Annotated in this window: 19 protein-coding genes; 4 read left to right on the top strand and 15 right to left on the bottom strand. The window is 51.2% G+C overall.

Annotated features, from left to right (window positions below):
* Nucleotides 1-572: 572 nt before the first annotated feature.
* Complete coding sequence (locus MHH28_RS16185; protein ID WP_405116658.1) at nucleotides 573-1,715, bottom strand: homocysteine methyltransferase; 1,143 nt, start codon at nucleotides 1,713-1,715, stop codon at nucleotides 573-575.
* Nucleotides 1,716-2,238: 523 nt separating this feature from the next.
* On the opposite strand from MHH28_RS16185, the gene MHH28_RS16190 reads away from it, so the two are divergent.
* Nucleotides 2,239-3,066: a TerC family protein gene (locus tag MHH28_RS16190; protein ID WP_405116660.1), complete on the top strand. Its 828-nt coding sequence runs from the start codon at nucleotides 2,239-2,241 to the stop codon at nucleotides 3,064-3,066.
* 142 nt (nucleotides 3,067-3,208) lie between these two features.
* Here the strand turns inward: MHH28_RS16190 and MHH28_RS16195 are convergent, their stop codons facing one another.
* From MHH28_RS16195 to MHH28_RS16205, 3 genes are read right to left on the bottom strand one after another with little or no spacing between them, the layout of a single operon-like run.
* Complete coding sequence (locus MHH28_RS16195; RefSeq protein ID WP_405116663.1) at nucleotides 3,209-3,961, bottom strand: ABC transporter permease; 753 nt, start codon at nucleotides 3,959-3,961, stop codon at nucleotides 3,209-3,211.
* The gene (locus tag MHH28_RS16200) at nucleotides 3,955-4,737 is read right to left on the bottom strand and encodes an ABC transporter ATP-binding protein (protein ID WP_405116665.1); all 783 of its coding nucleotides are present in this window, start codon (nucleotides 4,735-4,737) and stop codon (nucleotides 3,955-3,957) included. The genes MHH28_RS16195 and MHH28_RS16200 overlap by 7 nt, the downstream gene beginning before the upstream one ends.
* Nucleotides 4,718-5,689 carry an ABC transporter substrate-binding protein gene (locus MHH28_RS16205; protein ID WP_405116668.1) on the bottom strand — a complete coding sequence of 324 codons (972 nt, stop codon included), beginning with the start codon at nucleotides 5,687-5,689 and terminating at the stop codon, nucleotides 4,718-4,720. Before MHH28_RS16205 ends, MHH28_RS16200 begins: the two co-directional genes overlap by 20 nt.
* Before the next feature lie 280 nt (nucleotides 5,690-5,969).
* Between MHH28_RS16205 and MHH28_RS16210 the strand changes: the two genes are divergently transcribed.
* The gene (locus MHH28_RS16210) at nucleotides 5,970-6,515 is read left to right on the top strand and encodes a hypothetical protein (RefSeq protein ID WP_405116670.1); all 546 of its coding nucleotides are present in this window, start codon (nucleotides 5,970-5,972) and stop codon (nucleotides 6,513-6,515) included.
* A gap of 252 nt (nucleotides 6,516-6,767) precedes the next feature.
* Nucleotides 6,768-6,953 (top strand): hypothetical protein, encoded by a 186-nt coding sequence (locus tag MHH28_RS16215; protein ID WP_036723496.1) that lies wholly within the window; start codon nucleotides 6,768-6,770, stop codon nucleotides 6,951-6,953.
* Nucleotides 6,954-7,057: 104 nt separating this feature from the next.
* On the opposite strand, the gene MHH28_RS16220 is transcribed toward MHH28_RS16215, so the two are convergent.
* The 3 genes from MHH28_RS16220 to MHH28_RS16230 are packed head-to-tail and all read right to left on the bottom strand — an operon-like array spanning nucleotide 7,058 to nucleotide 8,777.
* Complete coding sequence (locus tag MHH28_RS16220; RefSeq protein ID WP_405116672.1) at nucleotides 7,058-7,894, bottom strand: alpha/beta hydrolase; 837 nt, start codon at nucleotides 7,892-7,894, stop codon at nucleotides 7,058-7,060.
* A gap of 52 nt (nucleotides 7,895-7,946) precedes the next feature.
* Nucleotides 7,947-8,369, bottom strand: coding sequence for a MarR family winged helix-turn-helix transcriptional regulator (locus MHH28_RS16225; RefSeq protein ID WP_405116675.1), 423 nt, complete (start codon nucleotides 8,367-8,369; stop codon nucleotides 7,947-7,949).
* A gap of 48 nt (nucleotides 8,370-8,417) precedes the next feature.
* The gene (locus tag MHH28_RS16230) at nucleotides 8,418-8,777 is read right to left on the bottom strand and encodes a helix-turn-helix domain-containing protein (protein WP_341184170.1); all 360 of its coding nucleotides are present in this window, start codon (nucleotides 8,775-8,777) and stop codon (nucleotides 8,418-8,420) included.
* Between the two features lie 193 nt (nucleotides 8,778-8,970).
* Between MHH28_RS16230 and MHH28_RS16235 the strand changes: the two genes are divergently transcribed.
* The gene (locus tag MHH28_RS16235; RefSeq protein WP_405116678.1) at nucleotides 8,971-9,501 is read left to right on the top strand and encodes an NAD(P)H-dependent oxidoreductase; all 531 of its coding nucleotides are present in this window, start codon (nucleotides 8,971-8,973) and stop codon (nucleotides 9,499-9,501) included.
* 7 nt (nucleotides 9,502-9,508) lie between these two features.
* On the opposite strand, the gene MHH28_RS16240 is transcribed toward MHH28_RS16235, so the two are convergent.
* The 8 genes from MHH28_RS16240 to MHH28_RS16275 all read right to left on the bottom strand — a co-directional run bounded on the left by MHH28_RS16240 (nucleotide 9,509) and on the right by MHH28_RS16275 (nucleotide 18,319).
* Nucleotides 9,509-10,270 (bottom strand): SagB/ThcOx family dehydrogenase, encoded by a 762-nt coding sequence (locus MHH28_RS16240; RefSeq protein ID WP_405116680.1) that lies wholly within the window; start codon nucleotides 10,268-10,270, stop codon nucleotides 9,509-9,511.
* A 263-nt stretch (nucleotides 10,271-10,533) separates the two neighbouring features.
* Entirely contained in the window at nucleotides 10,534-10,716 is a 183-nt protein-coding gene (locus tag MHH28_RS16245; RefSeq protein ID WP_405116683.1) for a hypothetical protein, read from the bottom strand.
* A complete protein-coding gene (locus MHH28_RS16250) occupies nucleotides 10,713-10,961 on the bottom strand; it encodes a hypothetical protein (RefSeq protein WP_405116685.1) in 249 nt (82 codons plus the stop codon). Before MHH28_RS16250 ends, MHH28_RS16245 begins: the two co-directional genes overlap by 4 nt.
* Before the next feature lie 245 nt (nucleotides 10,962-11,206).
* Nucleotides 11,207-12,928: a beta-N-acetylhexosaminidase family protein gene (locus tag MHH28_RS16255; RefSeq protein ID WP_405116687.1), complete on the bottom strand. Its 1,722-nt coding sequence runs from the start codon at nucleotides 12,926-12,928 to the stop codon at nucleotides 11,207-11,209.
* Between the two features lie 14 nt (nucleotides 12,929-12,942).
* Nucleotides 12,943-14,682: a family 10 glycosylhydrolase gene (locus MHH28_RS16260; protein WP_405116689.1), complete on the bottom strand. Its 1,740-nt coding sequence runs from the start codon at nucleotides 14,680-14,682 to the stop codon at nucleotides 12,943-12,945.
* 56 nt (nucleotides 14,683-14,738) lie between these two features.
* Entirely contained in the window at nucleotides 14,739-16,373 is a 1,635-nt protein-coding gene (locus MHH28_RS16265; RefSeq protein ID WP_405116690.1) for an extracellular solute-binding protein, read from the bottom strand.
* A 34-nt stretch (nucleotides 16,374-16,407) separates the two neighbouring features.
* The gene (locus tag MHH28_RS16270) at nucleotides 16,408-17,298 is read right to left on the bottom strand and encodes a carbohydrate ABC transporter permease (protein WP_405116692.1); all 891 of its coding nucleotides are present in this window, start codon (nucleotides 17,296-17,298) and stop codon (nucleotides 16,408-16,410) included.
* Nucleotides 17,299-17,392: 94 nt separating this feature from the next.
* Entirely contained in the window at nucleotides 17,393-18,319 is a 927-nt protein-coding gene (locus MHH28_RS16275; RefSeq protein ID WP_341184163.1) for an ABC transporter permease subunit, read from the bottom strand.
* Between the last annotated feature and the right edge of the window lie 18 nt (nucleotides 18,320-18,337).

The raw sequence follows: 18,337 nt of genomic DNA on the forward strand, positions 1-18,337 counted from the left end.
GACAAACTAGTACAGTGTCAGATTTAAAAGGGTGGATAAGCTTGTGAAACTCAGGGGTTCGTGTAATGAAACCCTATCCTCCCAAAAAATCTAACGGACCGAAAAGACCTTATTCCCACGAGAACGCCACCTTATGCAGCTTAACGGACTCAGGAGACCTTATCATCCTTCTACGAGTCGTTTTGGAGCTGAATTGGAGGGGATAAGGTCCTTGGAGTCCGTTACTCGCCCAATTGGCGACTTTCTTCCCAAATAAGAGTACCTCAGTCCGTTACGCTAAGCCAAACGCCCCTGAAGAACAAGGCCCGCTTGGAAAAAAGATGTAATTTGAAGGGGGATGGCGTCTGCTCCACTATTTTAAATCTGATAAGGTACCAATCTCTCTCAAGTGGAAACGGCTTTGCCGTCCTTTTAAAGGACGGTACCGTTTCAGCGAGAAATAGAAGGATAATGTATAGCGTGAAACCTATACATTCTTATATCTCAAAAAAAGCCGCGCCAGTACTCCACATAGAGAACCGCCGCAGCTTAAACATCAGCATATAAAATTACCGCTTCAGCCTGTAAACCCTTTATACCGCATTCTGCGCTCGCTGCTGCTCTTCCATCAGCCACTGCAGCAGCATAACTTCCGGCACAGTGCCTTTGCCGGCTTCTGCGTATGCTCGGACCTTCTCCAGCAGGCGTCCGGCCGTCTCGTCGCTGACCGCAAGACCCTGCTGCTCCAGCACATGCGTCACACCGCCGCTGCCGGAATGCTTGCCGAGCACGAAGCGGTGGGCCCGTCCCACCTCCGCCGGATCAAGGAACTGGTATGTGGACTTCTCCTTCATCAGCCCGTCCACATGAATCCCCGATTCATGGGTGAAGGCAAGCTGCCCCACAATCGGCTTCGCATCGCCGACACTTCGCCCCGACGCGGTAATAACCTTGTCCGCGATGCTCTGGAGCAAGTCCGCACGGACAGCGCATTCCCCGCCGTACAAATAACGCCAGGCCATGGCGACTTCCTCCATGGCCGCATTGCCGGTCCGCTCGCCGATCCCGGCCACTGTCGTACTGGCCCACACCGCTCCGGCAGCGATGCCGCTAAGGGTATTGGCGCAGGCCAGTCCGAAATCATTGTGGCAGTGTACCTCCAGCTCCACATCCTCAGGCACTGCACCCAGCAGCAGGCTCACCCTGTCTGCCATCTGCCCCGGATGATGGGCCGAGACGGTATCCGCATACCGGAACCTGCGGATTCCTTCCTTGTACAAGGTATTCACCACTTCGATCAGGAAATTCATATCCGCCCTAGAAGAGTCCTCCAGGCCTGTCGATACGGTCATACCCTGCCGCAGCCCGTATTCCACGGTACGCAGCAGCTTGTTCAGACCTTCGCGGGGCGTCAGCCCCAGCTTGCCCTGCAGCTGAATCTCCGACACCGGAATGGAGATGTGACTCCAGTTCACACCGCTCGCCTTGGCCTTGTCAATATCCCCGGGGACCGAGCGGTTCCATGTCATTAGCTTCATGGGTAATCCCAGCTCAGCTACAGCAGCAATATCCTCCTGCTCCCGCTTGCCCATGGCAGGAATGCCTACCTCTGCCTGCTCTACTCCGCTCTCCGACAGCAACTTTGCGATTTCCAGCTTTTCCGCCCTCGTGAATGATACTCCAGCCGCCTGTTCACCATCCCTCAGTGTCGTGTCACATAGCTTGAGACGTTTCACGGTTTACCTCCCTCTCCGCAGCAAGCGCAATTCGGATTACGGGCAATACGGACGCTATAACAGGCGAAGTCGAGTGAGCTGAAGCGATGCATTACGCCCGCATAAGTTGTCCCTACCCCTGTAATCCATTTTACGGCCTCCAGCGCCGCCAGACAACCGGCAATCCCGGGGTGGCTTTTCAGGCCTGTCACTTTCTAATGATATTTGTTCTCATAAAACATTGACAACGCCTCTTAACTCGGATATGATACTTTTAGCCAGAGACGAATCACTCAAAATTTCATATAATCCCGTAAAGGGGAGTAGCTGTTAGATAAAATCGTCAATACGAGAGTATGAGGATATTCTCCGGTTTTATCGGCAATAGATTATTGTTAGCGAGACCTTTACCAACCAGGTTACCTTTATTCCAAAGGCTAATCTGTTTGGTAAAGGTCTTTTTTATATATATTTTTGGTTAAACTAAGGGTATCACCGTTAGTTTCTCAAAAAAGCAGCTAAACCACTTGAGGAGGAAACAGCAATGGATTGGGGATTATTATTAGAATACGGATGGGTATTGCTCGTTCTCGTAGCACTGGAAGGGCTGCTTGCCGCAGACAACGCACTTGTTCTGGCAATTATGGTTAAACATCTTCCTGATGAGGAACGGAAGAAGGCGCTGTTCTACGGATTGGCCGGTGCATTTGTCTTCCGGTTCGGCTCGCTGTTCGTCATCTCCTATCTGGTGGATATCTGGCAGGTACAAGCCATCGGAGCGCTATATCTGTTATTTATCGCGGGGAATCACATCTTCCGAAAAGTGCTATTCGCTAAGCCGGTCACGGAAGATGCTGCTGAAAGCGGAAGCCCCGGAGCTGTAAATAAGAAGAAAGCCAGCTTCTGGTTCACTGTACTTAAGGTTGAAGTAGCAGATATTGCCTTTGCTGTAGACTCCATCCTCGCAGCCGTAGCCTTGGCTGTTGCCCTTCCGCCAAGCGGAATCGGTCACATCGGCGGCCTCGACGGCGGACAGTTCCTCGTGATCTTCGCGGGCGGCTTCATCGGTCTCGTCATTATGCGGTTCGCTGCTTCGTTCTTCGTCAAGCTGCTTCACACCCGTCCGGGTCTTGAGGTTGCTGCCTTCTTCATCGTCGGCTGGGTTGGCGTTAAGCTTGCCGTCATCACCCTGGCCCATCCTTCGCTGGGTGTACTGTCCGAAGACTTCGCACACAGCACCTGGTGGAAACTGACCTTCTACGTGGTTCTGATTATCATTGCGGCCACGGGCTGGTTCCTGAGCAGTGTTAAGACTGAAGAGAATGTCGGCGAGAATCCTGTCAAGGAAGTCGACAAGCAGCTCGGCAAATAATCTCTATTAGAAAGAATAGCTGGTCCTTAAAAATAAAAAGAAATCGCCCCTTTTTGATGGTTAATGGATTTTCCATCTTACCAAAAGGGCGATTTCTTTTTTGAGTTTTTTGAAACTTAGGTATCGCATCCCGCTTAAACAGCTATCTTCGCCACTTCATGAATCTGTAATCCAGTACATCCACCAGCAGGAACAGCACGAACCCCACCAGGCTGAACAGCATAATTCCGGCATACATCTCGGGGTAATCCAGCCGCAGCCAGGCATCCATGATAAAGAAGCCCATGCCATGCTCCGTCCCATAGATCTCGGTGAAAAAGAGTACAGAAATCGCTGTGCCCAGCGAAATACGAATCGTGCTGAGGATCACCGACAACGCGCCGGGAAGCGTCACATTCCAGAATTTCTGCAGCGGACTGGCACCGATACTTGTCAGGACATCATAGGTACTCTCAGGGATAGCTTTCACACCGTCACGTACCGAGATAATGACCTGGAACAGCAGGATCAGCATAATCATGAGCACCTTGGAGGTCTCCCCGAGGCCGAAGAAGAGCATCACCACCGGCAGCAGTGCAATCTTGGGAATCGGATAGGTCAGATAGACGACAGGGTCCAGTACCCGGTTCCAGAATGGGGAGCGGCCCATCAGCAGACCAGCCAGCAGACCCAGCAGCAGAGCCAGCAGCACACCTTCAAAGATCCTCAACAGACTGTAGCCGACATTCAGCGCCACATCACGGGCCCCCAGCTGAAACATCGCCTGATAGACTGCGCCGGGACTGGGCAGGATGGAATGATTCATTAGCAGATAAGCAATATACCAGAGCGCATTCATCCCGGCAAAAACAAGCAGCAGGCGCAGCAGATGAATAAAATGCCGTCGTTTTACCATTTCTCCATCATTACCTTTCGGATTCTCTTACTCTGCTCGAAGTACTCATCGCTCTCCCGCTTCCCGGTATGCTTCATTGCAAATACAGCAGCGTTATCGAGAATCTCCGGCGGCTCCTGTTGTCCCGGCAGCATGATGATAATCTTCTGTCCCAGGAGAATCGCCTCCTCCACATCGTGGGTCACGAACAGCGTGGTAGCCGGATGCGCCTGCCAGTTATCTATGAAAATCTGCTGCAGCCCTTCCCGCGTCATCGCGTCAAGCGCCGAGAACGGCTCATCCAGCAGCAGCAGCGTCGGCTGAATGGCAAAAGCGCGGGCAATGGCTACCCGCTGCTGCTGCCCGCCGCTCAGCGACAGCGGGAACCGCCCGGCAAGCCGGGCGATCCCCATAGATTCAAGCCAATGCATAATTTGACGGTCCTGCTCCTGTCTTGTATGGCCCGCCGCGCCGGGACGGGCGATCCGCATCGCAATCCGGATGTTGTCCCGGACCGTCTTCCAGGGCAGCAATCCGTAATTCTGCGGCACCAGCCCGATTAGCGTCTCCTTCTCATGAACAGATCTGCCATTGAACAGCAGCTCTCCTTCGTATCCGGGCAGCAGTCCGGCAATGGCCCGCAGCAGTGTGGATTTACCGCTGCCGGAGGGGCCGATCACCGTATAAATCCCGTGCTCCGGCAGGGTCAGATTCATCTCTCCCAGGGCCAGCTGCCCGTTCCGGTAGGCTACATGCAGATGATGAATGCGGAGACCGCTATTTTTTAAACTGGACATCGGAGATCACATCTTCGGCCGCCAGATCTTTGGTCAGCAGTCCTTTTTCACGGGCCCAGGCAAAAGCAGCCTCCACTTCCTTCACATCCACCTGGTTCGCAGGCAGATACTCCGGCACCTTAATCTCATTCTTCAGCGTGTCCGGATAACCCACTTCCTTAATAATCAGGTCGATATATTCCGACTGGTCGTGCGTCTTCATGTAGTCTACAGCCTCATCATAAGCGGCATACATATCGCGGATACCCTGGCCCTTGGCATCAATGGCACTCTGCGGAAAAGCCAGCACAAACGGATTGACACCCGCGCTGTGGGTCGAGCTGAGAACGCGCAGACCGGCAGAGCGGCCCATCGTTACAAAAGGCTCCGGCAATACAGCCGCATCGGCCTTATTATTCTTAAGCAGCTCCAGTCGCGTTGGAATCTGCGGCACTTCCGTTACGGTAATGTCGGCTTCTGTCAGGCCAGCCTGCTTCAGCATCATGGCGACAGTATACTGGGTGGAGGTATTCTTGGACAGGATGACAGTCTTCCCCTTAAGGTCCTTAACCTCTTTCACTGCATCATTTCCGGTCAGCAGGTCGAATTCACCTGTGGTCGTGCTGGTGATTTTGACATCGAGTCCTGCTTCATTATAGATTGAGATCGCCACCAGATCCGCACTGAGTCCATCTACCTTACCCGCCTGAAAAGCCACATCACGATCCTTCGCGCTCTTGAAGGTCTGGATATCCAGGTTCACCTGATGCTTCTGATCGAATCCCTGCTCATGGGCAATAATAAAAGGAATCGCATCGATGGATGGCAGCAGTCCCAGCGATATCGTAACAGCCTCAGCAGGTGCAGCTGCAGCAGCTCCTGTATTTGCATTCTTGGCATTTCCTGCCTGATTTGCGTTACCGCATCCGGCAGCTGTCACGCTGACAGCAACAGTCAGTACGACTAGCTTCATAAGGTGTTTCCAGTTTCTTGTCTTCATGAATCTTAATTCCCCCATCTCTTATCGGTTACGCTTCATGCGAATTTATTCACATACATAGTACACCCATTGTCCTATTTTGTATATTTATAAATTTAAATATCAGTCTTCTAATGTCCAATATGTTCATGGAATTCTTTTTACAGCAGCACCCAATAATGACGCAAATATGCTATAATGACCTGTACCTATCCGCAGGTATCCCCCTTCAAGCAGCAGTTCTATTCCAACCCTATCTAAGGAGCTGTGCCCTATGAGCGATGTAATTCTCCAGCAGATTCTTGCCGAGCTGCAAGGCGTGAAGTCTGAAATTACAGAATTAAAATCGGAGATTTCAGGAGTTAAATTCGAAGTTACAGGAATGAAGTCCGAAATCACAGAATTAAAATCCGAAATTTCAGGAGTTAAATCCGAAGTTACAGGAATGAAGTCTGAAATCACAGGGATCAAATCCGAGATTTCAGGACTCAAGGCCGATGTTAAAAATCTTCAGTCAGAATTCGCTGCATTCAAGTCTGAAATTACGGCCGAGCTGGTGATCATCAAGGATGAAATTGAAAACATCAAGGCAGACATCTTTACCATCAAGGATGATATCGAAAGCATTAAGGAAGATACGAAGCTAATTCCGCTTATTCAGCAAGCGGTAGCCGAAGTCAACACCGAAGTCGTTGCTGGCCGGGATTCTCTGGAGCGGATCGACCGGAGCCTGCGCGGACATGACGCAACGCTGGATATACTGGCCCGGCGTTCTATAGATCAGGAAGCCGAAATGAAACGGTTAGCTGCTTCTGCATAACACCCCACCTTTAAGCGACTGCCCTGCCCGGCTGCCGCTTTTTTGTTGCCTGTGCGCAGTCCACCCCACAAGGACATTGATCTCTTATGCAAACACAAACCCAGGTATCACAACATTATTCCTTATTTATTTGTCTTTTAGAGGCGGACATCACATTGATTTATTGATTATCCATGTTATAATGAAAGCGTAACCAGGATAGATGTCCCAGAGTTTCATTACCGTATTTCATCGCCAAGGAGGATGAATGCAATGCTGGCAGGGATTAAGGAACTGAAGAATTGGGTAACCGGAATGTGGCAGCCTGGAATGGCTTCAGGAGAAGAGGATTACCGGAGAATGGAGTACAGCGCACACCGGCACCTGCACACACCGCCAACACCGAGCCCGCTTACTTACGAACAGGAATCACGGATCAAGACCGTCAAATTTCACTAATTTCCATTTCGATGTATATATAGAACATCATTCACCTATCAGGTTAAGGCCGCTAAGGAACGGGAGCATCCCGGTTCAGGCGGCCTTTTATTTGTGACACTACATTATCTTGCTAACCACCGCAAGATCGTCTGTGCCGCTTCCAGATAGCGCTGTCCTGCGAGCAGGCCGGTATGGGTGGTGCCCCAAAGCCCTGCGTAGGCTGCGTGGAAATACGCTGCATTGGCTCTGCCCCGGTGCTCATCTTCATCACTGTTAACGGCATGGATCACCAGACAAGGGCAAGTAATGGACCCGCTGTCTACGGATACCCCCTCTGCCCCAAAGTGATAAGAGAAGGTTCGAAACGCCTTGGCAGACTCCATCGTCAGGTATTTCCGCTGAAACGCTATGTCCTCTGCCGTCTCATCCAGGCTGATCTCCTCTTCTCGAACCGGAGCGGGCACTACGTTACCCGGCACTATCTTAACGATATCCGTATAAGGAACCTCCTCATGTACCTCTCTGCATAGACTTGAATCAATCAGCACAAGCCCAGCCAGCGCGGTTGTCTCCGCTACCTTTTGACTAAGGATTCCGCCCATGCTGAACCCGATCAGGACAGGAGCAGCTCCGCGTTCAGCCTGAATCAACTGCACTATCTCATGGATATCCTCCAGATAATCTTCAAAGGTAATCTGCGTCATATCCAGCACCCTGCTCCGGTAATGACTTCTCAGATTCATCACATAACAGGTCCAGCCTTCGCGGATGAAATGGGGAAGGTACTTGCTCCACATCCAGCTTCCGGTATACGCACCATGCACAAACAGCAGCGGTGCCTTATTTTTCTGTTTCTGGCCTTCCCGGGCCTCCTCACCCTTGTAAATCTCCAGGTAGAGATCATGCTCCCCGACATATTTCTGTGTATGCGGCGGTAATTCATTAGTGTAGTCTCTCATTGTAATGTCCTTCCCGCAATTAGTTTGATATCAAACTATCACACAAATTTTTTTAGAAATTATGATTGATTTTCATTAAAATTGTCAGCAAAATTGTCTGCTCCTCTTCCGTAATATTACGGTAGAATTGCTTCAGCATCGCAGAGGAGACCGATTCAAATACCGGCTCAAGCTCCTTCCCCTTCCCGGTTAGAGTAACATATACGTACCGGGTGTCCTCCTGATCCCTCTCCTTCGTAACCAGCCCCAGCCGGACCAGCTTATCGACAAGTGCTGTAACCGTAGATTTGTCCTTATGAATATGGGCCGAGATCTCGGCCATGGTGAGTCTGTGCTTAGACAGCAGGGCATACAGAATATCGCCATGTGAGGTGGCAATGCCGTCTACTCCCTGCTTCGCCATCTCTTGTACGATGAACCGGTTAACCTTCTCGCGGATCTTGGATATAAGTGAAATAGCATCTCTGGTTTCCATAAATGAATTATAGTTTGATATCAAACTAATGTCAATAGATCAGTTCTTCTACTCTTCGGAGTCCTCATCAAGCAGCATGATTTCCTCGCCCCGCTGCTGGCGGATCGCAATATTGGTTCTCCCCCAGGAGCACATCAGGTCAATAATCTCATTGGCTGTGATCCCATACTCGGTGATGTAATATTCCACTTTGGGCGGCATTTGACTATAGACCAACCTGCCGATGATCCCGTCCCGTTCCAGCTCGCGGAGCTGCTGAATCAGAACCTTTTGCGAGATGCCCGGAATACTGCGCTGCAGTTCACTGGTCCTCTTGGTCCCCGACATCAGTATACATATGATCAGCGACTTCCACTTCCCGCCGATAATCTCAAGCGTCGCCTCGATCCCTAAATGATATTGCTTCATCCCCGCACCTCCCCGGCAGTCATAACAACGTGCTGATCTAATGATTACTATTCTGCCACATCCGGCACCCGATTCCAATGCACACCTTGAGGTAACCTTGTTACTTCATTGTCTGTATTTACATTTTCGGGGGCTTACAAAATAATAGAAACAGCTGCACAACATAAATTATACACCGGAAAGGTGATCCCTAATGACAACCCTAGTAATCATGGCACACCCCGATATAGAGGCTTCAAGAGTGAACCGGAGATGGAGACAAGAGCTGCTGCTGCATCCGGAGGACGTTACGGTCCACGAGCTCTACAAGGAATACCCGGACTGGAGCATCGATGTTCCGCGGGAGCAGCGTTTATTGGAGGCGCACGACCTGATTATTTTCCAATTCCCCTTATACTGGTACAGCTACCCCCCGCTGCTGAAAAAATGGCTCGACGATGTGTTCACTCACGGCTGGGCTTACGGCTCGAGCGGAAATAAGCTGAAGGGTAAGAAGCTGGGCATAGCGATGACCATCGGCGATAAAAAGGAAAACTACCTGCCAGCCGGGTCCGTTTCTTTCACTGTAGAGGAGATCATCGCCCCGTTCCAGGCCAGTGCCATCCATGTCGGCGCAACCGCCCTACCCTACTTCGCCGTGTTCGGCGCTTCCTTCCAGGCGAGTGATGATGTTATTAATCAGAGTGCCGTGGATTATCTGGCGTATATCAATCAGAACCGGTAATGTGCTGCTAGTCCCTCTTCTTCCCGACCGCGCCAAGGTAGATTACAAATTCATCATCGCCATCCAGTTCGAGCACCTCATCAATCAGCTTCTGGTCGTAGATTCCGATGGCACAAGCTCCGGCCCCGATGGATTCACTGGCCAGGTACAGATTCTGGCAGACATGCCCGGCATCAATGAGAATTTTTTTGTGCGCGGAGATATCATATTTCCATTCGGACCGGTATGGGGTGGTGCTCCAGGCGAACAGAACGGCAGCCTTCCTGGCGAAGTTGGGGACAAAGGGCTGATCCAGCGTGATCGCATCAATCTTCTGCTCCAGCTGGTCTAATTCAAACATAAATAACAGCTTGTGCTCCACAGGAAGGTACCGGTAGATGCCCTGCGGTATGCCTTCCACCCGCATAATCAGCAGATAGGTCTCAAACGTATGGGTCGCCCCGCTACAGGGTACCGTCCGCAGAGTCAGTCCATTCTTGCTCATTCCCGTAATGCCCTGGGTGGCCCATAGTAGATAGGATAGCTCCTCCAGACTTAGCATGTCGGCCGAATAGAACCTTGTGCTCCTTCTTTGCCCGATACAGTCTACCATACTGTTCTGACTCACAACGTCCCGGCTGACCTCAGGCAATTCGATGATCCGCGATCCTTCATCATAGGGCTTCACAATCGGCGGCTGCGCGATGCCCTTCATCTTATCCGTTTTGATCTGCTTGAATTCATGAAAATTGGATTTCAGCAGTTGTCTTTGTTGTTCGTATCTTGTCATGTTAAATCCTCCCGGTGTCCCTTGATCCTATAAATTTATCATGTGTCTTGAATTAGTTTGTGATTATAATCACTATATTAACAAATGCAAAGCTATTTTTGCAGCGATGACTAGTCCAGCTTGAAAAAAGACCAAATGAGGCCCACCTTTCCCGGCGGCAGTCACTTGGTCTATTCACTATTGAAGAATGGAAGCGATATCATTAATGCGAACGCAACTCCATCTTTTGCATATCTACGATAAAACCATGGGTCCGCAAGATATCATGCTTCATAAACAGGGTCTCCGTTTTCATAAGTTACACCTATCTCTTCGAGTACATCAGGACTGAACACAGTATGCGAGGAACCCGTATCAATAATGATATCTTTAATTTGCAGCGTTCTCCCTTGGTAGCATACGGAAATATCTATTGTCAGAAGTTGTCCATCATAAGCTATCTTCATGACCGCCGCCTCACACTCATCAATGGGTCTCTGCGCAGATGAATAACGCACTCCTCATTGGCAGTGTGATAGACAAGATTTCCAGGTTCGGCGCCGAAAAATTCCTGGTTGGCATTCTTCTCAGATACTGCACGAATAGGAGCTACTTCCGTTATAATTTTCTTATCATCTTCCTCACGATACTCAAGAATGGAAAGCAAAACAAATTGGTCAGGAAACAATTCTCTTACTTGCTGCCATTTCATTCTTTCACACCTCCCGGGTAGCCATCGATAAAAAAGTGGTTCTAATGAATTCATTTTAGCATAGTTTGAAATCAAATTGAGAGCTGGCAAACAACAAAAAACCTCCCCTCACCCGAAAGGGTAAAGGAAGGCTTAAACACATCACCTCTGAAGCACGGCAGCTAAATTCTCAGCTCTCCAAGCCTATTCCGGTAGGAATACCTGTTGCGAACGGCCTATACGTCAGCTGTACAGTGTTGTGCTGCTTAGATTACCTCCTCAGCTTCCAAAATCAGCCGGTAGCCGTTCTTGCCCTCCCGGACAGCAAATCCCCAAGCCTCAGCGGCTGTCCAGGCCGGATCACTGCCCAGCCGGACCTCGAAGGCCTGAGCGGCTTCGGCCCGCCCGCGTAATTCTTCATCGGCTCCGGGTTCCGTCGTCCCGGCAGCCTTCCGCCGCAAGGCTCTCCACAGCTCTACATCCGCAAGCGCTCTGTGCAGCCAGGGTCCTGCTTCTTGCTTGAACTTGGAATTCTCCATTTCAAGCAACCGGTAAGAGACGCTCTCCAGGCGGTCGAAATACGCGTCAAGCCTGCGGATATCTTTGCTGCGCACAGCCTCATTCAGTTCCTCATATCCGCCGCTATAGAGCTGGCTGTTCAGATTCTGGCTACAGAAGAACATCATGTCGTCTGCCAGTTCTCCGGCGAATTCCCGGACCGACAGCTCCCAGGACAGCTCCGGCATATAACGCTCACTGTTCCACATATAGTCGGCCATGGTGTTCAGTGTAATCTTGGAGCATTCCCACTGAACCATCGGATTCGCTACCACGGCCTGATGTCCGGTCTGGCCAAGCCGGGAATAACGTCCGCGAACCGGGTCCAGAAACAGCCGGTCGTAGTCGGCATCATTGACAGGGATGTTGTCCCACAGCCACAGCTCATGTCCGTAATAGGTGTAATTATCCCGTGCCTGCCTGCTCCCGACCTGCCGGGCAAAGACGGCCGAACCGGTCCAGAATACCTTGATATCCGTATGCAGCTGCTCACGGATATCCCGCTTATATTCGCTATCCCGGCAGGACCAATACTCGGAGGGGCACATCACCAGAGTGACCTTCTGCAATTGACGGCTTAAATAGTCATACATACGGTTGGCCACATAGGCATGCGCCAGCCCGGAGCGCTCCAGGTAATGAAGGTTCTCCCCTGACAATGCGTAGTCGATGTCGTCCATCAGCAAGGCGAAATGCCGCACCCCGATGGCGATCATCGCTCCCAGCTTCGCTTCCAGACTGGCCAAATCATCCTCACTACGAAACTGCAGATCATTCCCCGGACTAATACAATAATAGAAGTCCACCAGCTGCGTATCGCATTCCTGCTTCAGCTCACGAATCTGCTCGAACATGGCCTCTGGATAAGGCTCACGCCACAGCTCACGATGATAGGGATCATCCTTGGGAGCATGCATGAAGGTGTTCATTCGATGAGCTGCCAGGTAACGCACAGCATCGATCCGGTCAGCCCAGCTCCACGGTGTGCCATAGAAGCCTTCAATAATGCCGCGAACCGGAAAAGAGGGTTCATCCTGAATGGCAGCCACGGGCAATCGGCACTTGCCTTCCTCTACCCTCAGCAGCCGGTGTAAGGCGTCCATCCCATACCTGAGTCCTCTCTTATTGGAGGCAGCAATGGTAATTTTGCCGTCCTTACCGATGTCCAGCCGGTAACCATCGGCCTTAAGCGCTCCCTCATATTCAAGCTCCAGCCTGATATTGCCCGGCTCAGGTGATTCTTCTCCTTCTCCAGGCGGTTCAATGATCCTAATCGGGCCATCCGCAACAAGCGGGCCTTCATATTTCTGAATCATGGAGAACGTTGAAGACAGCTCAATTCTCAGCTGCTGCCCTTCCAGCACCAGCTCTTCGCCCTGATCGTAGTAATCCCGGAAGAAATACTGCCGTTCCTGTAGCGGCATAGTCATATGCATCTCTCCCCCTAATCCGTAACCTTTACATTTCCAAACACAGCTTTGTTCCGCGAATCATTCCCGGGATTACTGAGGGCAATCCCGATATACACTTTATGTTTCATGGGGATCTGAATGGTTCCGACCGTCTGCCAGCTGCTTCCATTGGCCGAAATGGACCCTTTGAACGTATTGCCGTTTCTCGTCAGCTTCAGCCATTTCGGAACCGAGGCAGCTGCGGTATGGTCGGCCATACTGCCCGCAGTTTCTGTTCGATACTGGAAGGTGGCCCCATTCGCAGGGGTTAGCATCATATCCGCGTGCCTGGAATTATGACTCAGCGACTCCCGGATCATAATACCGGCCTTGGCCCAGCCATCCAGCCAGCTGGCGGACTGCACCTTCACCACGATCTCCGCATTGCCGCTCACGGGTTGATAGATATAATTCAGCTGATCCCCATTGCCCCAAATATCCGTTGAGCTGCTGCTAAGTGTAAATTGCTTATTGGAAGCATTGTAGGTGGCGTTCCCCGGCATGGAACCGATATTCCGCGCCTTCCATACCGCGGGCAGCTGAGCCGGATAATCCTGCTCTACCGGAGCCGTCCAGCCTGGCGTCGGCCAGGTCTCCCGTTCATGGATGTTCGCCAGTTCCTCTTCCGGCCAGGCCCCGTAGGCAAAGAACGACAGGCGCTTCACGCCCGGATAATTCTCACGGATGCCTTTATACACCTCCTGATATTGATCATCGGTCCAGTCATTATCCAGGGTAGCTACAATGTCCACATTACTGCCGCTGATCCGGTCGCTCGTATCCTTCAGGATGCCGTAGGAGGTACTGTATACCCAATCACTGTTGAATTCCCAGTCATCGAAGTACGCCATCGGTGCAACGAAGTCGATCTCATCCTTGAACTTGGCAACATTCTGTCCAACCTCTGTGAACTCCGGCGGCAAAATATACACACCGAGCGGCACATCCGGATTCGCGGACTGGGAAATATCCTCACGGATATCGCCTACATACTGTCCAATTTGTTCGGTTCTCCATTCATTCCACTGCTGGCGCTGCGGCGAATCCGTATCAAAGTCAATGCTGAGCGGCGAATATCCGAACTGAGCCTGATACTTCGCAACCGTGTAATCACTGACGTCCATGTTGTAATTGTCGAAGCGGATCCAGTCCAGCACAACACCGTCCACATCATAATTCCCGATCACTTCCTGAATGATGGAACGCTCATACTGCTGAACCTCATGGTGAACCGGATTGACGAAATATTCGTTGCCGTTAGAGCCTGTAAACGGCGTCTGAACCCCGTCCACAAGCGCCTGCATCTGCCATTCATCGTGAGCGAGGAAGGCCTGCTGGTCGTGGAACTGGGGAATCCAGGCATGAACCTTGATTCCTGCGGCATGGGCCGCCGTAATGACAGCCTGCAGAGCATCGAAATTCTGGTAACCCTGGGCGATGGGAGCGATATCACTCTGATAAAATACACTGCCGGACGGAACCTCATCATCTTCATCCTGCTTCACGTTCATGCTGATGACATCGACCCCGTAGGTTGTGGACAGCGCGATGAAGTTCTGGACATCCGCCAGGTTCTTGAACTGGTTCACGGTCCGTACAATCACTTCCGTCTCAAAAGGGGGATTGCTCTGCTCCTCGGCCTGGGCCGGAAGGGGAAGGGAACCACCCGCTACCGAAGAAACCAACACCAAGCTTAACACTGCCATAAACCTTGATCTCAGCGTAAATGCCATAATCTCGCCTCCACATCATAGTCGTATTTAACTCAGTGCTACCTAGATGACAAGAATTATTTCGTAGCGTTGATCTTCTTAACATTCTCCTGCCATTTCTCGGTTCTGAACGCCAGCAGCTTATCCAGTCCGGCCTTTTCGGTGTTTTTTCTGGCGGTATCCAGTGCTGCCAGCACCTCTTCGTCCGACTTCGCCTGAACCATCTGGGCGTAGGCAAGGGTGTAAATATCCGCAATATTCTGGGCGATGATGCCGGTCTCCGTATCGGGAAGCGGATCGGTATTTACGAATTGTGTAATGTCCAGCGCGGTTTTCCAGGTCACTGTGGACTGCGCTACGGTCTCCCAGGATTTCTGGTTCGCGGAGAGCAGCGCCTCGAGGCTCATTTTCGCCGTATCAATGAAGGTCGTATTCCCGGCCCAGTTAAAGTCCTCGAATTTCCGCATCGTATCCGTACGCTCGTTGGCAGGCGTTGTCTTGTATTTCTCGTTCGGGATCGGTGCTCCGTCCGCATCCTCTTCATCCCAGTATAAGCCCTTAGGGCCGAAGAACAGCACCTTCTGTCCCTCCGGACCGGTAATCCAGTCAAAGTAAGCGAAGATCGCCTCCGGGTCCTTGGCTTGCTTGGTAATGACACTGACGTTCCAGCCCAGCGTCTCAAAGCCGCTTACAAATACTTTGGTCTTGTCTATTCCCGCCTTGTGGACCGGCCAGATAATTTCATAACCGCTGTCCGGATTGCTGGCTGTCAGTGCCCGGTGTCCCTCGGCTCCGTACGTGGTGATGTTGGATTCAACCATGACGGCTACCCGTCCGGTATTGACCTTTTCCTTGACCGCATCCTGGGTTTGCTGAAGTGCGTCCTGCGTAATCAGCCGTTCACGGTACAGCTTATTGATGTACAGCACCATCTCCTCATAAGCAGGATCATCCAGAATCGATGACAGCTTGTCGCCGTCCGGGTAGCCCATGAGTGTAACGAACTTGCTGGTAGAGTTCTCCTTGAAGCCGCCATACATAATTTCCAGACCGGCCCCCTTCTCCCCAACCTCCAGAGGAACTACATCCGGGTACTTCTCTTGCACCTTTAGCAAATATTGATATAAGTCATCGAAGGTTTCCAGCGCCGGTCTGCCGAGTGCGTTATATATATCCTTATTCACCATCCACCCGCCGTTGCCGAATTGCCCGGAGGTGTACCAGTTCGGGATCTGATAGATTTTCCCGTCATCGGAACGGAGCAGATTCAGCGTCGATTCCTTCACATATTTCTTGAAGTTCGGATACTTCTCATAGTAATCATCCAGGGCAACGAGCTGCCCCGCCTGCACCAGCCGTTCCACCGAAGATCCCCGGTCTGTAAAAATGACATCCGGCAAATCGCCGCCAACGATCATCGTGTTCAGCTTTTCTCCGGCCGCTCCTCCCGACTGGATCGGTTCAACCGTAACCTTGCGGTTCTCCTGAATCCACTTCGTCGCCTCATTCTCCCCCCATGGTGATGTCGTAAGCCAGTCGTAGTTCCCATAGAAGCTGAAGGTGACAGGCTTGATCCCGCTGCCGTCATCTGTAGCACCCTCGGTATTCAGATTGTTCTGTGAAGTGCCGGAATTCCCCCCTCCGCTACAGGCAGCGAGCAGAAGCACCAGCGAAGTCAGCAACAGAGCTACCCATGTCAGGCGATTGCGCATTCTTTTTCCTTCTTTCTACGTAAGATGGAGACTGCTATTCTTTCAATGAACCGACCATTACGCCCTTCACAAAGTACTTCTGGAGAAAAGGGTAGGTCAGGATAATCGGAATAGTCGCGATCATCATCGTAGCCATAGTCAGTGACTTCGTGGTAATCGTCCGATTCCGGTTCATATGATCCAGCGCGATCGCATTCGAGGAGCCAATCTGGGTCATGATGTTGGAGTTCATCACCTGCCGCAGCAGGGTCTGTATAGGAAGCAAGTGATCTTCGGTAATGTAGATTGCTCCTGTAAACCAGTCGTTCCAGTACCCTACTGCGGTGAACAAAGCTATCGTAGCCAGTACCGGGCCGGAGACGGGAATCACGATCCGGAAGAAAATGCCGTAGTTGCTGCTGCCGTCGATTTTGGCGGATTCCTCCAGCCCCTCCGGCAAAGCGCTAAAGAAGGTGCGGATGACAATCATGTTCCAGACGCTGATGATGCCGGGGATAATCAACACCCAAAAGGTATCCAGCATCCCCAAAGAACGGATGAGTAAATAACTGGGGATAAGCCCTCCGCTGAAAAACATTGTGATCATGAAGAACACCATGTATTGTTTGCGGAATACCAAGGTCTTCTTGGACATTCCGTAAGCTAACAGAGCCGTGAAGAAGACGGATAATGCCGTGCCGCAGAGCGTTCTGAGAATGGTGATCCAAAAAGAATTCAGCAGGCGGTCATCCTGAAACACAATATAATAATTTTCCAGCGTAAATGCTCTCGGCCACAGGGTTACACCACCGAGCGCCGTATCGCTCCCCAGATTAAGGGAGATGACAAGCGCATTCCAAAACGGGTATAGCATAAGCAGCGACAGCAGGGCCAAAAGGATATAAATACTCCGCTGCATCACTTTGTCGCCCAGGCTTAGTCTCATTGTTCACCCCTCCTAAAAAGGTTTATGGAGTATTACTTACAGCCGGTACCTCGCAATAAAACTTGCACCCGTAAGCATTCGCTATGAGCAGCGGCTACCAGAGACTGACGTCTGCCCGGCGGGCGATTTTGTTGGCTGTCACCAGCAGAATGACGCTGATCACCGCTTTGAACAGCCCTACCGCTGTCGCATAAGAGAATCTGGCATTGAGTATCCCAACACGGTACACATAGGTGTCGATCACATCGGAGTAAGGGCGCAGCACCGGATTGGTTGCGAGCAGCAGAATATCCTCGAAGCCCGCACTGAGCAGACCGCCGATGGCAAGAATCATAAAGATGACGATAATGGGGGTAATGCTGGGGAGTGTAATCAGGTGAATTTGTTTAAAACGGCTTGCTCCGTCTATAGATGCAGCCTCATACAGGGTCGGATCAATGCCGGCAATCGCAGCCAGATAGACAATGCTTCCGAAGCCGACCTCCTTCCACACATTTACACTTACCAGAATGGACCAGAAGTATCTGGGTACCGCAAGGAAGTTAACCGGCTCCTGGACCAGATTGAACCGTTCCAGCAGATAGTTCACCGTTCCGTTATCAACGGACAACAGCGAGAAAACGAAACCGGATACGATAACCCAGGACAGGAAATACGGTAAGTAGCTGACAGTCTGGATCACGCGCTTGAAGCCCATATGCCCGACTTCATTCAGCATCAGCGCAAGCAGAATCGGGGCAGGAAAGCAGATAATCAATTTAAGCAGGCTAATCACAAGGGTATTGCGCATCACATTCCAGAACTCCGGCGCCTCGAAGAACATACTGAATTGCCTCAGTCCAACCCAGGGGCTGTTCATCATGCCGCCGAAAATATCGTATTGCTGGAACGCCATAACCACGCCATACATCGGAATGTAACTGAAAATGAAGACAAAAATAATTCCCGGCCAAACCATAGACTGCAAATCCAGTTGACTGTTAAATTCCTTCCACCTGCTCGGTTTCTTGGCCGTATTCATCCGCTTGGCCTCCTCTGG

Origin of the sequence: Paenibacillus sp. FSL K6-1217, assembly GCF_045040735.1 — a bacterium.
Classification (GTDB): Bacteria; Bacillota; Bacilli; order Paenibacillales; family Paenibacillaceae; genus Paenibacillus_AQ.